We start from the raw sequence: 15,881 nt of genomic DNA, 5'->3' as shown, positions 1-15,881 counted from the left end.
GGGAGCGGTCGCGACCCAGCCGCTACCCGGTGCTGCCCGTTTCGGCCGGCCCCGCCGCGGACGGGGACCACGGGAAGCGGGCCGCTCGGCGCTCGGTGGCCGCCGCGACACCCTCCCGGGCCTCCCCGCTGGCCCGCACCTGCCCATGCCACCAGGCGATCCGGGCGTCGTCTGCCCGCCCGTCAACGATCTCCTTGGCCGCCATCACGCTGAGTCGAGACTGTGCGGTGACCGCGGCGGTAACCGCACCGACCCGGGCCGAGAGCGCGGCGGCGGGCAGCACCTCGTCAACCAGGCCAACCCGGAGCGCCCGCCCGGCGTCGATCAGCTCCGCCGTGAAGAGCAGGGCCTTCGCGGTGGACGGCCCGACCAGCCCGGCCAGCCGGCGGGTGGTGGGCGCCGGATAGACCAGGCCGAGTCGGGCCGGAGGTACCCCGAAGCGCGCGTCGTCGGCGGCGAGCCGTAGGTCGCAGGCGACGGCGAGTTGGCACCCACCGCCGACGCAGGCACCCCGAATCGCCGCGACTGTCGGCTTGGCGAAGGCGGCGAGCCGCTCCTCGGCCAGGACGGCGATACTCGCGTCACCGGCGTCCAGCAGCTCGTCCAGGTCACCGAGGTCAGCGCCGGCGCAGAAGGTTCCGTCGGCTCCGGTGAGCACCAGGGCCCGTACCGCCGGGTCGGCCTCCAGCTGATCGAGCAACGCCGGCAGGCGTCGCCACATCGCCGCGGTCATCGCGTTTCGGCGAGCCGGATTGTGGATCACCACGGTCGCCACCGGAGCGGCCACCTCGACAAGCAGTTCCGCGTCCGCCACCGAAACTCTCCCTCCGGTCCACTCCGCCGCGGTGACGATATCGACGCGGCCGCCGCCCCGCCCCGTCCGGGTGACGGCGGTCACGGTCCGGTGGCCGTTCCTAACCGGAGGCGCGATCAGATCGGGGCCAGACGTATTCCAGATCGGTCGGGATGTCACCGAACTGCGGACGATAGTGCTCCGGGTCCTTGCGCAGCAGCGACGAACGGTGGCTCCGGTGCAGGTCGTCGCGGCCCAGCCAGGGTGGTAGCTCACCGGCGTCAGCCAACTCGGCCTGGGTGCGAACGGTGCGCACGCCCCGGGCGGCGGTGAAGTCGGTGATCAGTGTCGCTGCGCAGGTGTCGGCTCGACCCGCCTCGCACCAGACCGCGCACACGTCCAGCCCGTACCGGGTCAGCGCCTCCTCGTAGCCGGCCCACATCTTCACCGCCGGATGGTGCCGCCAGCCGTACCCGGGCCGGGTCAGCCCTCGCAGCACCTGAATCGCCTCCACCCGCTGCTTACCGAGCCGACGTTGGTCCAGCGCGGCCGCGCTGGCCAGGAAGTCCGGGTACGGAAGGAACGTCTGCATCCTGGCTACCTACCCGCCGCCGCACCCGACAATCCTCCGGCGGCGTGGTCGCCCCGCCGAACCGGGACGGTCCTGCGTCGAACACCGCCACCAAGCGGCGTCGCCCGGCGCGGCGGCGGGCGACGAGGCGACGGCGTTCGCTGACGTTTATAGTCGATCTAGAACAACGTCAGAACGCTCGCTCAGTCCATCCGGCTCGCCGGCAAGGATGCCAGCCGGACGGACCCGGCACAGGGGAACGCGTGGCCGTCTACAGTGCTCAGCAGCTCCACGGCTTACGGATCATCGTCACCGGCGGCGGCACCGGAGGGCACACCTACCCGGCACTGACGACCATCCAGACACTCCGCGCTCGCCTCGCTGAGACCGGCGCCGCGCCCGACATCCTCTGGGTCGGGGTCGAGCAGGGCCTGGAGGCGAAGATCGCCCGGCAGGAGGGCCTACCCTTCCGCGCTATCACCACCGGAAAGTTACGGCGATCCCCGAATCGCCAGGAGCTGTGGCGCAACATCACCGACGCGTTCCGGATTCCGATCGGCGTGCTGCAGGCCATGGCGACCGTACTGCGGGTCCGGCCGCACGTGGTCCTCTCCACCGGCGGCTACGTCTCCGTCCCGATCGGTCTGGCCGCCTGGCTGGCCCGGCGGCCCCTGGTCATGCACGAGCAAACCCTCAACCTGGGCCTGGCCAACCGGATTCTCGCCCTCGTCGCCAGCCGGGTGCTGCTGAGCCACACCTCCTCGTTGCCGAACCTGTCGAAGCGGGCGCAGGCCAGGGCGGTGGTCACCGGCAACCCGGTCCGCCCCGACATGCTCGCCGGAGACCCGATTGCCGGCCGAGCCGCCTACCAGCTGGAGCCGCACCTGCCACTGGTCTTCGTCACCGGCGGGGCGCAGGGCGCGGTGCAGGTGAACCAGATGGTCGCCGAGGTCCTCCCCGATGTCCTGCAGCGCTGCCAGGTGCTGCACCAGTGCGGGGAGTACAGCTTGGGCCACATGCAACAGATCGCCGCCCAGCTACCGCCGCACCTACAGGCCCGCTACCGCGTCGTGGACTACATCCATGGACAACTGCCCGATGTGCTCGCTGCCGCCGACATCGTGGTCGCGCGTAGTGGCGCCGGCACAGTAGCCGAGCTGACCGCGTTGGGCCGACCGGCGATCCTGATCCCACTGGTGCCGACCTCCGGCGACGAGCAGCGGCAGACCGCCCGGCATCTCGCCGCGGCCGGCGCGGCGCGGATGCTCACCGGCGGCGACGCTACCGGTGCCGCGCTCCGCGCCGAACTCTTGATGTTGCTCGACGACGCGCAGCGTCGGCACGCCCTGGCGGAGGCCGCCCGCCGCCACGGCCGGCCAGACGCCGCGGCCGCCGCCGTCACCGAGCTGATCGACGCTGCCCGCCGCGGCTGACGGACACCCGTAGGTACCGCCGGGCTCAGGGCAGTAGGCACCCTTTCGAGCCGAGTTGGTATCCTATGTGCCGGTAACTAAACCGGTTAAGTCACGGCAACCGATGCAGCGGTTACACCCAACCGTTGTGCCAGTCACTCCACGGACCAGACCCAGGGGGCCGAGTGAAGTCGATGCACGACCGTACCGGCGGCGCGTCAAACGCCCACGCCGCTCTCGCACCAGCCGACTCGTCAACGTGACCGTGGAGCCCGACCGACTACAGGCGTCGTGGGCACGGGTCCTCGCACACGGCGACGCGGTGCCGGCCTACTTCTACGCAGCCCTGTTCGCGCGTAACCCCCAGCTGCGACAGCTCTTCCCGGCCTCTATGGCGGGCCAGCGGGATCGACTGGTCGCCGCACTTGGACGCATCGTCGCCGGGGTGGGCGAGCCGGACCTGATGCTGCCCTTCGCCCGTGGGCTCGGCCGCGACCACCGACGCTTCGACGTTGTGCCCGAGCACTACGCGCCCGTTGGGGAGGCGCTACTGGCCACCCTCAGCCAGTTCCTCGGTCCCGAATGGGACGCCGACCTGGCGTCCGGGTGGACTGAGGCGTACGGCCTGGTCGCACAGGTCATGTGTGATGCCGCGGCGGAGGCCACCCGCGCCGAGCCTCCGTACTGGAAAGCGCTGGTTGTCGAACATGAACGCCGGGGCCTGGACGTGGCCGTGGTCCGACTGCAGGTGGACCAGCCCGTGCCCTACTGGTACCTGCCGGGCCAGTCCTGTGCGATCGAGGTGCCGACCCGGCTTCGCCTCTGGCGGTACTACTCGCCCGCGAACATCCCGCGCCGTGATGGGCTGGTCGAGCTACATGTGAAGGCAGTACCAGGGGGTGAGGTCTCCACCGCCATCGTGCAGTCGCTGCGCAACGGTGACGAGATCCGCGTCGGCGCGCCCATCGGGCACAGCCTGACCCTGGACCCGGACTCCGGCCGGGACCTCTTGCTGCTCGCTGGCGGGACCGGCCTGGCTCCGCTGAAGGCACTGACCGAACAGCTCGCCGCCGAGGGTGGCCGGCGACGAGTCACGCTCGTCGTCGGTGGTCGCACGGGCGGCGACCTCTACGACCTGCCGGCCCTGGAGTCCATGGCGCAGCAGATGCCCTGGTTGACCATCGTCCCCACCCTGTCCCACGATGCCCATGCCGTTGGCGTTCACCGTGGCAACGTCGTTGATGTCGCGCTGCGCCTGGGCCGCTGGGACGCGCACGACATCTACGTTTGCGGTCCAACCGAGATGGTCGCCACCAGCCGCGAACGCCTCGCCGAAGCCGGTATCGCCCCGCAGCAGATTCGGAGCGAGGACGGCACCAACGACCCCTACCGCCCCGACTCCGTAGCCACCGTCGCGGTGGCCGACCGCGCCGAGGTGTACGCACGATGAACACCGCCAACCTTCCCGGCGACGAGCCTGACCTCGGCCGCCAACACACCCCGCTCCGGGGATGGCGACCGGTGTCCCCGGAGCACATCCGGGGACAGCGGTTCCGCGAGACCGCACTCGGCCGCCGTGGCTACCGCCCGGACGAGGTCGATGCCTTTCTCGCCCGGCTGGCGGAGGAGGTGCAGCGGTGGACCAGCATCCATGCCCGCGACCTCGCGGAAATCAACCGGCTACGCGGCTTCTTCCGCAACCAGAACATCGACACCGAGCCCGCCCGCCAACGCACCTACTCCGGCGAGGCGATCCACATACTGGCCACCGCCCAGCAACAGGCCGACCAACTCGTCGCCGACGCCAAGGCCCACGCCCGCAGCATGCAGACCGACGCGCGTAGCCAGGCCGAACGCGTCGTCGTCGAGGCACGTCGCGAGGCGGAGGCAGCCGCCCACGCCTACCGCGTCCGCGCCGGGCAGCAGTACTCCGCCGACCGGGAGCAGGTCGAGCGCCTCGCCGCCATCTCGCGGAACATCCTCGCCGCGGTCGCGGGCGCCACCAGCCAACTCGATGGTGCCAGCGCCCAGATTCGCGCGGTGGGCGACGCCTTCGGCGCCGAGCTGACCAAGCTGGTCGGCCCGTTACCTTGTTGATCGTCCCCAGCCGGGGACCCTCGGTTGCCCGGCCCGGTATGACTTTCTGCCCCTGTCGTTTGGATGATCCGGGGGGTGTTGTCGCCGGGTCGGGTGGCGTCGGTGGACCGCTGATAGGGACACGGCCACCCGTGTTGGGGTAGGTCTCTTCGTAACGTGGCTGCCGGCAGTCCGACGCCCTGACTGCGGCCGAGGCCACGATCCGATACGTGGAGGCGGGTGCGGTGAACGACGGATACGGCGTCTACCTGGGCTTGGACGTCGGTAAGGGTGATCATCACGCGGTCGGGTTGGCCCCGGACGGCAGACGGCTGCATGACGCGGCGTTGCCGAACACCGAGGCCCGGCTGCGGCAGCTGTTCGACAAGCTGGCCCGCCACGGTCAGGTGCTGGTCGTGGTTGACCAGCCCGCCTCGATCGGCGCCCTGCCGGTCGCGGTCGCCCGGGCGTGCGGCCATCAGGTGGCCTACCTGCCCGGCCTGGCCATGCGACGTATCGCTGACCTACACCCCGGTAGCGCGAAGACCGACGCCCGCGACGCCTACGTCATCGCCGACGCCGCCCGCACTCTGCCCCACACCCTGCGGCGGGTCGACACCGGCGACGAGGCCCTCGCCGAGTTGGAAGTCCTGGTCGGCTTCGACGACGACCTCGCTGGCGAGGCCACTCGCGTGTCCAACCGGATCCGGGGTCTGCTGACACAGATTCACCCTGCGCTGGAACGGGTCCTCGGCCCGAAAGTGCACCACAAGGCCGTATTGGAACTGCTGTCGCGCTGCGGTGGACCGGCCGGTCTGCGCAAGGCCGGCCGCCGCAAACTGCTGTCCATCGCCGTCGCCCACGCGCCCCGCATGGGCCAACGGCTCGTCGCCCAGATCATGACCGCCCTCGACGAACAGAGCGTCACCGTTCCCGGCACCCAGGCCGCGGAGACGATCCTGCCTCGTCTCGCCGACAGCCTCCGCGACGTCCTACGCCAGCGCGACCAGGTCGCCACACAGGTCGAAGGGATGCTTGATGCGCACCCTCTTGCCCCGGTCCTGACCTCGATGCCCGGCATCGGTGTCAGGACCGCCGCCCGGATCCTGCTCGAAGTCGGCGACGGCACCGCCTTCGCCACCCCCGGGCACCTCGCCGCCTACGCCGGCCTCGCCCCCGTCACCCGACGCTCCGGCAGCAGCATCCGCGGCGAACACCCACCCCGACGCGGCAACAAACACCTCAAACGAGCATTCTTCCTCGCCGCGTTCGCAGCCCTCACCGACCCCGTCAGCCGCGCCTACTACGACCGCAAACGCGCCGAAGGCAAACGCCACAACGCCGCCCTCATCTGCCTCGCCCGACGCCGCTGCGACGTCCTGTTCGCCATGCTCCGCGACAAGATCCCCTACCAACCACGGCCAACAAGCCCCATCCCGGCTTGACCAAACCCATAGGGACCCCCCCCCGTACCCGAGCAAACCGCCATACCGGACCATCCCACGGCTACGGGGATGCCGCACGTCCACGGGCAGACGCACCGGTAATCACACGCCACGAGCCCGGCGGCGCCCCATCACGCCGTACGTGCCGCACCGGGAGTCGGGCGACCGGGCTTCGGTCGTCTGCTCCCCGCGCCTCACCGCAACGCGTCCTGCCCGCTCGGGCTGGTGCGGTAGCGGCGGGTCGGCAGCAGCAGCGTGGGGTGGCGGACGCTCCAGGCCGCACCCCTGCAGACCGCCTCCTTGTACCGGGCTGCCATCCTTCCGGCGAGGAAAGACGACGTGGCGCGGTCATCGGCGGTCACGAACTGGATGAGCCCGTCCCGCCGGCCGAGACTGACGCACTGGTTGTAGTAGCGGAACGCGAGTTTCGGCACCTCCCGGCCGGTCAGCCGCGCGGCGATCGCGTCGGCGGCCTGCCAGCCCATCGGGATCCCGGTAGCGCAGGACATCCGGAGCGGCTTGCCCCCGGGCCCCTCGGCGAACGCGGCATCCCCGATCGCATACACCTCGGGGTGCGAGACCGCCCGCATGGTGGCATCCACCCGAATCTGTCCAGTGTCGGCGAGCTCAAGGGGCGTGGCCGCGGCGATGGGGTGAACGGCGAAGCCCGCCGTCCAGACAGTCACCTGAGCCGGAACGGTTCGGGCGTCGCCGGTAACCGCGCTGGCCGCGTCGACCCCGACGATGTTCGTGTGCTCGTGCACGGTGATGCCGAGCCGGTCGCAGACGCGTCGCAGGTGACGCCGCGCCCCGACGTCCAGCCAGTCACCGAACCCGCCACGGGCAGCGATCGCGACGGCGAGGTCCGGCCGCGCCTCGGCGAACTCGGTGGCGGCTTCGAGGCCGGTCAGCCCACCTCCAACGACCAGAACGTTGCCGCCGGCGTCGAGACGGACCAGACGATCGCGCAGCCGCAGGGCGGACTCCCTTCCGGCGATGTCGTAGGCGTGCGCGGCGACACCGGGAACCCCGTGGTCGGTACCGGCGCTACCGAGGGCGTAGACGAGGGTGTCGTAGCCGATCTCGTCCGCGCCCTGCTGATCCACCAGCGTGACGACTTTGTGGTCGAGGTCAACGGCGGTGACTCGGCCCAGGAGCAGCCGGACGTCCGTACCCGCGTAGATGTCGCGCAGTCGGCGGCGGGCAAGGCGCTGTCCGGCCGCGAGCTGGTGCAGCCGGACCCGCTCGACGAACTCGGCCTCGGCGTTGACGACAGTAATCTCGACGCTGTCGGGGTGCAGCCGCCGGGCGAGGCGTCCGGCGGCGGCGGCTCCGGCGTATCCGGCCCCGAGGACGACGATGCGGTGCTTCATGATCTCACTCCTGTCTCGATGCGTCCGCTTCCTGAACCGGACAGCGACGCGGTTGCTGACAGGAGCTCACCGTGAGCTGGGTCACCAGGCGTCGATGAGCGGCGCGCCGGGCTCCACCGCGGACCAGCGGTGGGTGGCGCGGGCAAGCTTGTCGGGGTTGATCTGGGAATGGATGGCCGCGATGCCCTCCCCGGTCAGGTGCAGGGACATGACGGCGACGACCCGGTCGTCGAGCACGACCACCACCGCGGGCCCACCGTTGACAACGCCGGCATGGACGGCAGGTCGGCCACCCATCCGGTCGCGTTTGGCGGTGGTGGGAACGAAGAGACCGCGCAGGAACCTCGCCACCGCCAGCGCACCGACGACCGGCGTGGTCCGGGCCGGAACCTTGCCACCACCGTCGCCGACGCTCGTCGCGTCCGCGGTCAGGAGCTCGACGAGCCGCCGCACCTGCCCACTGGTGGCGGCCACGAGGAACTCTTCGACGATCTTCCGCGTGCTGGTCGCGTCCACCTCCGCGCGGACCCGGTCGGTGCTGATGTGCTGCTTCGCCCGCCGGTAGATCTGTTGGCAGTTCGACTCGGTGAGGTCGAGGAACTCGGCGATCTCACCGTGCGAGTAGCCGAACGCCGCACGGAGCACGTACACGACCCGCTCGTTGGCCGAGAGCCGCTCCAACAGGACCAGCACCGCCATCGAGACCGACTCCCGCTGCTCGACGGTGTCGACCGGGCCGAGCATCGGGTCTCCGGGGAGCAACGGCTCGGGCAGCCAGGTGCCCACATACCTCTCGCGCCGGGCGCGCGCCGAGGTGAGCTGGTGGAGACAGAGGTTGGTGAGCACCTTCGTCAGCCACGCCTCGGGCGTCCGGACCACGGTCCGGTCGGCGGTCTGCCACCGGAGAAACGTCTCCTGGACCATGTCCTCGGCATCGCTCGCCGAACCGAGCAGTCGGTAGGCGATCGCCTCCAACCGAGGCCTGGAGTGCTCGAACAGCTCGACCTCGTGCGAACTCAGCGGCATGGCTCGACAGTAGCGACGACCGGTGTCGGGCCGTCGTGTCAGGCTGGGCCCGTGATCGTCACCTTCGAGGCCGAGCTGTGGGGCTGGAGTGCCCGGCGTGCGGACAGTTGGACCTTCGTCAGCCTCCCCGTCGACCTGTCGGAGGAGATCCGGGAGTTGTCCGGACCGCCGCGTCGTGGCTTCGGCTCGCTGCGGGTCCGGGTCACGATCGGTGACAGCACCTGGGCGACATCCATCTTTCCGGACAAGCAGCGGAGCTGCTATGTCCTGCCCGTCAAACGCGCCGTCCGCGAGGCGGAGCGCATCGAGGCCGGTGACGTCACCACCCTGCGCCTGGAACTCCTCGCATAGCAAAAACCAGTCCGGACCGGAGCGCCGCGCTGCCGCTGGGGTACGGCAGGATGGCCGACGTGACCGCTGCTCCCCGTCCCGCCCTGGCGACGCTCGAGGCGGTGCTGGAGCGGCTCACGTATGTCAACGAGGAAACCGGCTACACCGTGGCCCGGGTCGCCACCGACCGCAGCGGTGATCTGTTGACGGTGGTGGGTGCCCTGCTGGGCGCGCAGCCGGGGGAGAGCCTACGGCTACACGGGCGCTGGTCCTCCCACCCCAAGTACGGTCGACAGTTCGAGGCCGACTCCTACACCACGGTCTTGCCGGCCACGATCCAGGGCATTCAGCGCTACCTCGGCTCGGGCTTGGTGAAGGGCATCGGACCGGTGTTCGCCGAACGGATCGTCGCCCACTTCGGCCTGGAGACGCTGCGGATCATCGAGGAGGAGCCGGCCCGGCTGGTGGAGGTGCCGGGGCTGGGCCCGAAGCGCACGGCGAAGATCACCGCGGCGTGGGAGGAACAGAAGGCGATCAAGGAGGTCATGGTCTTCCTCCAGGGCGTCGGTGTCTCGACCTCGCTGGCGGTACGGATCTACAAGCAGTACGGCGACGCCGCCACCGACGTGGTCACGAAGGAGCCGTACCGGCTGGCGGCCGACGTGTGGGGGATCGGCTTCAAGACCGCCGACACCATCGCCCAGTCGGTCGGCATCCCGCACGACAGCCCGCAGCGGGTCATGGCCGGCTTGCAGTACACGCTCTCCGAGGCCACCGACAACGGCCACTGTTACCTGCCCGAACCGGAGCTGGTCGCGGACGCGACGAAGATCCTCGACGTGCCGGCCGACCTCGTCACCCGCTGCCTGGACGACCTGGTCGCCGAGGAGGGTGTCGTTCGTGAGTCACTACCGGGCGGCGACGCGGAGCCGGTGCGGGCGGTGTATCTGGTGCCGTTCCACCGGGCGGAGCGGTCTCTCGCCACCAGCCTGCTCCGTCTGCTCGGCGATGGGGCCGATCGACTGCCCCACTTCGCGGACGTCACCTGGGACAAGGCCCTGACCTGGCTGAAGGCGCGTACCGGCAACGACCTCGCCGCCGAGCAGGAGCAGGCGGTCCGGCTCGCGCTGACCTCGAAGGTCGCGGTGCTGACCGGCGGGCCGGGGTGCGGCAAGAGCTTCACTGTCCGTTCGATCGTCGAGCTGGCCGCCGCCAAGAAAGCCAAGGTCACCCTGGTGGCCCCGACCGGGCGGGCTGCCAAGCGCCTCTCCGAGCTGACCGGGCATCCCGCCGCCACGGTGCATCGCCTGCTGCAGCTACGCCCGGGCGGGGACGCCTCCTACGACCGGGACAACCCCCTCGACGTTGACCTGCTCGTCGTGGACGAGGCCTCCATGCTCGACCTCATCCTGGCCAACAAACTCGTCAAGGCCGTCCCGCCCGGCGCGCACCTGCTGCTGGTCGGCGACGTCGACCAGCTCCCCTCGGTCGGCGCCGGCGAGGTGTTGCGCGATCTGCTCGCCGCCGCGGCCATCCCGCGGGTGCGGTTGACCCAGATCTTCCGCCAGGCCACCCAGTCCGGCGTCGTCACCAACGCGCACCGGATCAACGCCGGCCGCCCGCCCCTGCTCCAGGGCCTGCCGGACTTCTTCCTCTTCGCCTGCGACGACACGGAGGCCACCGCCGACCGTACCGTCGATGTCGCCTGCTCCCGCATCCCCGCCAAGTTCCGCCTCGACCCCCGCCGGGACGTGCAGGTCCTCACCCCCATGCACCGCGGCCCCGCCGGGTCGGGCGCGCTGAACACCCTGCTCCAGCAACAACTCACCCCGCATCGGGAGGGGCAGCCGGAGCGGCGTGCCGGCGGGCGGGTGTTCCGCATCGGCGACAAAGTGACCCAAATCCGCAACAACTACGACAAGGGGAAGGCGGGGGTCTTCAACGGCACTCTCGGCATCGTCACCCAGCTCTCGGCCGAGGAGCAGACCCTGACGGTCCGCACCGACGAGGACGAGAGCATCGACTACGACTTCGACGAACTCGACGAGCTGGCCCACGCCTACGCCATGACCATCCACCGTTCGCAGGGCTCCGAATACCCGGCGGTCGTCATCCCGCTGACCACCAGTGCCTGGATGATGCTGCAACGCAACCTGCTCTACACCGCGGTCACCCGCGCCAAACAGCTCGTCGTCCTGGTCGGCTCCCGCCGGGCCCTCGCCGCCGCGGTCCGCACCGTCGGCGCCGGCCGCCGGCACACCGCCCTCCACCACCGGCTCGCCGCCACAACTCCCTGACCGGCGTGACCCGAAGGGCAGAGACGGGAACGGGCCCCGGTGTTGCCGGGGCCCGTCCGCGCGGGAAGGCGGGGCGTCAGCGGCCGGGCTCCCCAGTGGTACGGATCCGGTCCAGTGCCGGGGCGGAGACCGGCGAGGTCTCGGTCAGGTACGCCACCAGCGCGTCCAGGTCGATCTGGCCGGTGACCGGGTTGGTGCCATCGGTGAGGACGGAGAAGCCGTCCCCCCCGCCGGCCAGGAAGTTGTTCACCGTGACCCGGTAGGTGCCGTCGGTCTGCACCGGCACGTCGGCGAAGGTCAGGCTGCCGCGGACCACGCGCGTACCGGCGCAGGGGTCATCCGCCGGGGCGGTGCTGCCAGCCGGATCGACGACGTACCGGACCGTGGCCGACGGGTAGAGCACCCGCTCGGTGACGAACTGCTGCTCCAGCAGGCAGTAGAGCTGCTCGCCGGTGAGGTCGAGGGCCACCAGGTTGTTGGTGAACGGCTGCGTGGTGAACGCCTCCTCGTAGGTGACCGGGCCGGCGTCGAGGTCGGCCCGGACACCGCCCGGGTTCATGAACGCGGCGACGGAGTTCTGGTCCCCCGCAGTGGCCCGGAGCTGGGCGTCGGCGATCAGGTTCCCGAGCGGGGACTCCCCGCGAACCGTGTCGAAGAGGGTCTCCTGGGTCCGGGTGATCGCCTCGGTGGTCTCGCCCACCTCCCGGCCGGCGACCGGGCCGAGGACGGTCTGGTAGCGGTCGATCAGCGCGGTCTGGGCCGGGTCCTCGGCGACATCCCGGGTGACCACCAGGTTCTCGGCGGAGGCCCGCAGCACGTCCCCGGTCCGCCGGTCGATCTTCAGGTCGATGTCGGTGATCAGCCGGCCGTACGAGCTGGCGCTGGTCACCAGCTTGTTGTTGACCTCGCAGTTGTACGCCTGGTGGGTGTGCCCGCTGACGACGACGTCGATGGACCGGTCCATCCGGTTGACGATGTCGACCACCGGGCCGGTGAAGTCGACACAGTCGTTGATGCCACCGGCGCCGGCCTGGTTACCGCCCTCGTGCAGCAGCACCACGATGGTCTCCACGCCCTTGCGGCGCAGTTCCCGCGCGTACCGGTTGGCGGTCCGGGCCTCGTCGGCGAAGGTCAGGCCGGCGACGCCGTCCGGGCTGACGATGTCCGGCGTGCCCTCGAGGGTCATTCCGATGAAACCGATCTTGACGCCCTGCACCCGGTGGATGGCGTACGGGGGCAGCAGCGGCTTGCCGGTCTCGGTCACGAAGGAGTTCGCGGCGAGGTACTGGAAGTCAGCGCCCCGGTACGGGGTGCCGTCAGCGCAGCCGTCCACCGGGTGGCAGCCGCCGTGCTGAATCCGCAGCAGCTCGTCGGAGCCCTCGTCGAACTCGTGGTTGCCGACGCTCGCGTAGTCGAGCCCGGCCAGCGACAACGCCTCAATGGTCGGCTCGTCGTGGAAGGCCGCCGACAGCAGCGGGGAGGCACCGATCAGGTCCCCGGCGGCGACCGTGATGGTGTTCTTCTTCTTGCTGGCCTTCCGCAGCTCGGCCAGGTGGGTCGCCAGGTACTCGACTCCGCCGGCCGGCTGGTCCTCGATCGTGCCGCTGGAGCCACCGGGCGGCTCCAGATTGCCGTGGAAGTCGTTCAGCGCGAGCAGCGTGACGTCGACCGGCTTCCGCCCGGCGTCCGCCGCTTCGGGGGTGGTCGCGACCGCGCCGAAGGCGGCCACAGCGAGTGCGGTCAGGCCGATCGCGGCCCGACGCATCCCAGGGATGGACAAAAGGAACTCCTCGTGGGAACCGGCGCGGAACATCCGGGCTAGGCACGCCCACCATTTCGCGCCATCGACAGGATTCGGGAACCGGCGGCGACGGGTACCGCCACCAGCACCGATGACAGCCTCTCATCGCTCTCGCCACCAGTCGACCGGGCGGTGCACCACAGCTTCGGCAACAGTGGGTAGCCCGCCGGTACGGCGGACCGAGGGCATCGGGGCACCGTGACCGGCTGGCTACCCTGGAACGCGGCACCGGCAGCAGCCGGTCACCTCCGACCCGGGACAACACACGAGTGGATCACGATCGAGTCATCAGTGACGGCACGGCCCGCCTGGCAACGGCGACGACCGTCACCGAGGCGTGCCAGGCGACGATCGCCGCCCTGGCCCGGTCCACCCCGGCCACGATCTCGGTGCTGTTGGAGGTCCACGACCGGCTCCGCTGCCTCGCGGCCACCGGGTCGTGGCAGGTCTTCTCGACCGTCCCGCCGGCTACCGGCGTCGTCGGTCGGGTGCACACCACCGGTCACCCCGCGGTCATCACCGACCTCGGCGCGGAGCCGGATCGCCTCCCGGTCCGCCCCGACGCCACCGGCGAGGTCTGCGTACCGGTGCCGGGCCCGACAGGCCGGCCGGTCGGCGTCCTCGACCTGCTCTGGAGCCAACCAGCGGACCTGACGGCGTGGCGGGACACCGCCGGACACCTCGCGGAACAGCTCGGCGCACGGATCGTGGCACTCGGCGGTCCACCGGCGGAGACCCGAAGCGAGAAGCTGTTGCGCCACGCCGGCGCGCTGGCCGCCGCCGACACCGAGCGGGAGCTGCGACACGCGGCCACCACGGCAGCGCGGGACGTGTCGAGGCTCTCCACCGCCGTTCTGGTGCTCGCCGGGCAGCGGGGGCCCCGGCTGTGCGGGCCGAGCACCCGCCGCGACGAGTTGGAGGCCCGGGTCCGCTCCGCGCTCTCCGCGGCCGGCCCGGCGGCGCTGGCGCGGATGGTCGACCTGGCCCACCGCTACGGCGCCGGTTACACCCTCGGTGAGACCGAACCGTCGGCGACCGACGACCACGCTCCACTGACCCGGGCCGGGGTGCGCACGCTGGTGGCGGTGCCGGTCGGCACACCCGACGACGCCGGGCTCCTGCTGGCCGCCGACGCGCGGCGGCTCCGTCCCGACCCGACCACCGTCAACCTGCTGGAATTGCTCGCCGGCCAAACCGGGAGCGCCCTGAACCGGCTCCGAACCGTGGCTCGGCTCCGCGAGCGGGCCAGCTCCGACCCGTTGACCGGGTTGCGGCACACCGGGCCGTTCGGGGAGCGGATCGCGGCGGCCACCCCTGGGCGCACCGCCCTGCTCGCGATCGACGTGGACGGCTTCAAGACCGTCAACGACACGTACGGCCACCAGGCCGGTGACCAGCTGCTGGTGGGGCTGGCACGGGCGTTGGAGGGCGCGTTGCGCCAGGGCGACGAGCTGTACCGGACCGGTGGCGACGAATTCGCAGCGGTGATCGAGGTGAACCGTCCCGAGGAGGCAGTTCGGGTCGCCGAACGCCTGACCGCGGCGGCGCGCCGGATCGGCCGCACCATCAGCGTGGGCGTCGCCCTCCCGTACCCGGACGAGCCCGCCGGCCACGCCCTGCACCGCGCCGACCAGGCGCTCTACCGAGTGAAACGGGAGGGCCGCGACGGCGTACGCCTGGCCGCCGCCTGAACGTCAACGCCGCGTCAGCTCGCCGGCCAGGAGTTCGGCGATCTGCGCCGCGTTCAGGGCGGCGCCCTTGCGGAGGTTGTCCCCGGTCACGAAGAAGTCGAGCGCGCGGGGGTCGTCCAGGGCCCGGCGGAGGCGGCCGACCCAGGACGGGTCGGTGCCGACGGCGTCGATCGGCATCGGGAACTCACCGGCCGCCGGTTCGTCGACGAGGATCACACCGGGCGCGTTGCGCAGCACCTCACCGGCCCCCTCGGCATCCACCTCGGTGCCGAAGACGGCGTGCACCGCCACCGAGTGCCCGGTGACGACGGGTACCCGGACGCAGGTGGCGGTGACCTTCAGATCGGGCAGGTCGAGGATCTTGCGCGAGTCATTACGCAGGGTCACCTCTTCGGAGGACCAGCCGCCATCGGTGGGCACCCCGGCCCAGGGCACCACGTTCAGCGCGAGGGGTGCGGGGAAGGGGCCAAGATCGTCCCCGACCGCCTGCCGGACATCTCCGGGGCGGGACCCGAGCCCTCGGTCTCCGACGATCTTGACGAGCTGGCGGTACAGGGTGTCCACTCCGGCCGGCCCGACATCGGAGACCGCCTGGTAGGACGAGAGCACCAGCTCCCGCAGACCGTACTCGCGGTGCAGCGGCGCCACCGCGACGATCATGGCGAGGGTCGTGCAGGTCGCGTTGGCGACGATGCCCCTCGGCCGGTTCCGGACCTGCTCCGGGTTGATCTCGGGGACGACCAGCGGAACGTCGCGTTCGGTGCGGAACGCGGCGGTGTTGTCCACCACGACGGCGCCCCGGTCGACCGCGGTCGGCGCCCACTGGACCGAGACCGCGTCCGGAACGTCGAATATCGCGACGTCAACGCCGTCGAAGACCTCCGGGGTGAGCGCCTGCACGGTCAGCTCCTCGCCCCGGCAACCCACCGTCTGCCCGACCGACCGGGCGGAGGCGACGAGTCGGATCTCGCCCCAGACGTTCCGGCGGCCGGTGAGCAGCTCGCACAGGATGGCGCCGACCGCGCCCGTCGCCCCGACCACAGCCAGGGTGGGCTGCGACGCCACG

The 15,881-nt window shown here is 71.1% G+C and carries 12 protein-coding genes and 1 pseudogene; 7 read left to right on the top strand and 6 right to left on the bottom strand.

Features of this window, described 5'->3' with window-relative positions; translation table 11 throughout:
- Window positions 1–22: 22 nt before the first annotated feature.
- Window positions 23–853, bottom strand: coding sequence for an enoyl-CoA hydratase/isomerase family protein (locus tag AC1UKG_RS01530; protein ID WP_050564270.1), 831 nt, complete (start codon window positions 851–853; stop codon window positions 23–25).
- Window positions 854–914: 61 nt separating this feature from the next.
- Window positions 915–1,385: an MSMEG_6728 family protein gene (locus AC1UKG_RS01525; protein WP_018730343.1), complete on the bottom strand. Its 471-nt coding sequence runs from the start codon at window positions 1,383–1,385 to the stop codon at window positions 915–917.
- Window positions 1,386–1,627: 242 nt separating this feature from the next.
- Between AC1UKG_RS01525 and AC1UKG_RS01520 the strand changes: the two genes are divergently transcribed.
- The 4 genes and pseudogenes from AC1UKG_RS01520 to AC1UKG_RS01505 all read left to right on the top strand — a co-directional run bounded on the left by AC1UKG_RS01520 (window position 1,628) and on the right by AC1UKG_RS01505 (window position 6,297).
- Window positions 1,628–2,797, top strand: coding sequence for a UDP-N-acetylglucosamine--N-acetylmuramyl-(pentapeptide) pyrophosphoryl-undecaprenol N-acetylglucosamine transferase (locus tag AC1UKG_RS01520; RefSeq protein WP_482642127.1), 1,170 nt, complete (start codon window positions 1,628–1,630; stop codon window positions 2,795–2,797).
- Between the two features lie 238 nt (window positions 2,798–3,035).
- Complete coding sequence (locus tag AC1UKG_RS01515; protein WP_018744844.1) at window positions 3,036–4,226, top strand: FAD-binding oxidoreductase; 1,191 nt, start codon at window positions 3,036–3,038, stop codon at window positions 4,224–4,226.
- Window positions 4,223–4,861, top strand: a pseudogene (locus AC1UKG_RS01510) (DivIVA domain-containing protein); the annotation flags it as partial. The gene AC1UKG_RS01515 and the pseudogene AC1UKG_RS01510, both read left to right, overlap by 4 nt.
- A 236-nt stretch (window positions 4,862–5,097) precedes the next feature.
- Entirely contained in the window at window positions 5,098–6,297 is a 1,200-nt protein-coding gene (locus tag AC1UKG_RS01505; protein ID WP_482642128.1) for an IS110 family RNA-guided transposase, read from the top strand.
- A 194-nt stretch (window positions 6,298–6,491) separates the two neighbouring features.
- On the opposite strand, the gene AC1UKG_RS01500 is transcribed toward AC1UKG_RS01505, so the two are convergent.
- Both AC1UKG_RS01500 and AC1UKG_RS01495 read right to left on the bottom strand, forming a co-directional pair.
- A complete protein-coding gene (locus AC1UKG_RS01500) occupies window positions 6,492–7,670 on the bottom strand; it encodes an FAD-dependent oxidoreductase (protein WP_018744842.1) in 1,179 nt (392 codons plus the stop codon).
- An 81-nt stretch (window positions 7,671–7,751) separates the two neighbouring features.
- Window positions 7,752–8,696, bottom strand: a complete 945-nt coding sequence (locus tag AC1UKG_RS01495) for an RNA polymerase sigma-70 factor (RefSeq protein WP_018744841.1) — start codon at window positions 8,694–8,696, stop codon at window positions 7,752–7,754.
- A 51-nt stretch (window positions 8,697–8,747) separates the two neighbouring features.
- Between AC1UKG_RS01495 and AC1UKG_RS01490 the strand changes: the two genes are divergently transcribed.
- Together AC1UKG_RS01490 and recD2 are read left to right on the top strand one after the other, a co-directional pair.
- A complete protein-coding gene (locus tag AC1UKG_RS01490; RefSeq protein ID WP_018744840.1) occupies window positions 8,748–9,047 on the top strand; it encodes a DUF1905 domain-containing protein in 300 nt (99 codons plus the stop codon).
- Window positions 9,048–9,097: 50 nt separating this feature from the next.
- A complete protein-coding gene (gene recD2, locus AC1UKG_RS01485; RefSeq protein ID WP_018744839.1) occupies window positions 9,098–11,323 on the top strand; it encodes an SF1B family DNA helicase RecD2 in 2,226 nt (741 codons plus the stop codon).
- Window positions 11,324–11,399: 76 nt separating this feature from the next.
- Here the strand turns inward: recD2 and AC1UKG_RS01480 are convergent, their stop codons facing one another.
- Window positions 11,400–13,088, bottom strand: coding sequence for a bifunctional metallophosphatase/5'-nucleotidase (locus AC1UKG_RS01480; protein ID WP_018814704.1), 1,689 nt, complete (start codon window positions 13,086–13,088; stop codon window positions 11,400–11,402).
- Window positions 13,089–13,393: 305 nt separating this feature from the next.
- Between AC1UKG_RS01480 and AC1UKG_RS01475 the strand changes: the two genes are divergently transcribed.
- Window positions 13,394–14,815, top strand: a complete 1,422-nt coding sequence (locus AC1UKG_RS01475) for a diguanylate cyclase (protein WP_018744836.1) — start codon at window positions 13,394–13,396, stop codon at window positions 14,813–14,815.
- A 3-nt stretch (window positions 14,816–14,818) separates the two neighbouring features.
- Here the strand turns inward: AC1UKG_RS01475 and AC1UKG_RS01470 are convergent, their stop codons facing one another.
- The gene (locus tag AC1UKG_RS01470; protein WP_018744835.1) at window positions 14,819–15,880 is read right to left on the bottom strand and encodes an aspartate-semialdehyde dehydrogenase; all 1,062 of its coding nucleotides are present in this window, start codon (window positions 15,878–15,880) and stop codon (window positions 14,819–14,821) included.
- Window position 15,881: the final 1 nt, after the last annotated feature.

It is taken from the genome of Salinispora sp. CH2A1_6 (assembly GCF_056820975.1).
The sequence above is the reverse complement of the archived record's forward strand: the minus strand, read 5'-3'. Positions and strand labels throughout refer to the sequence as shown.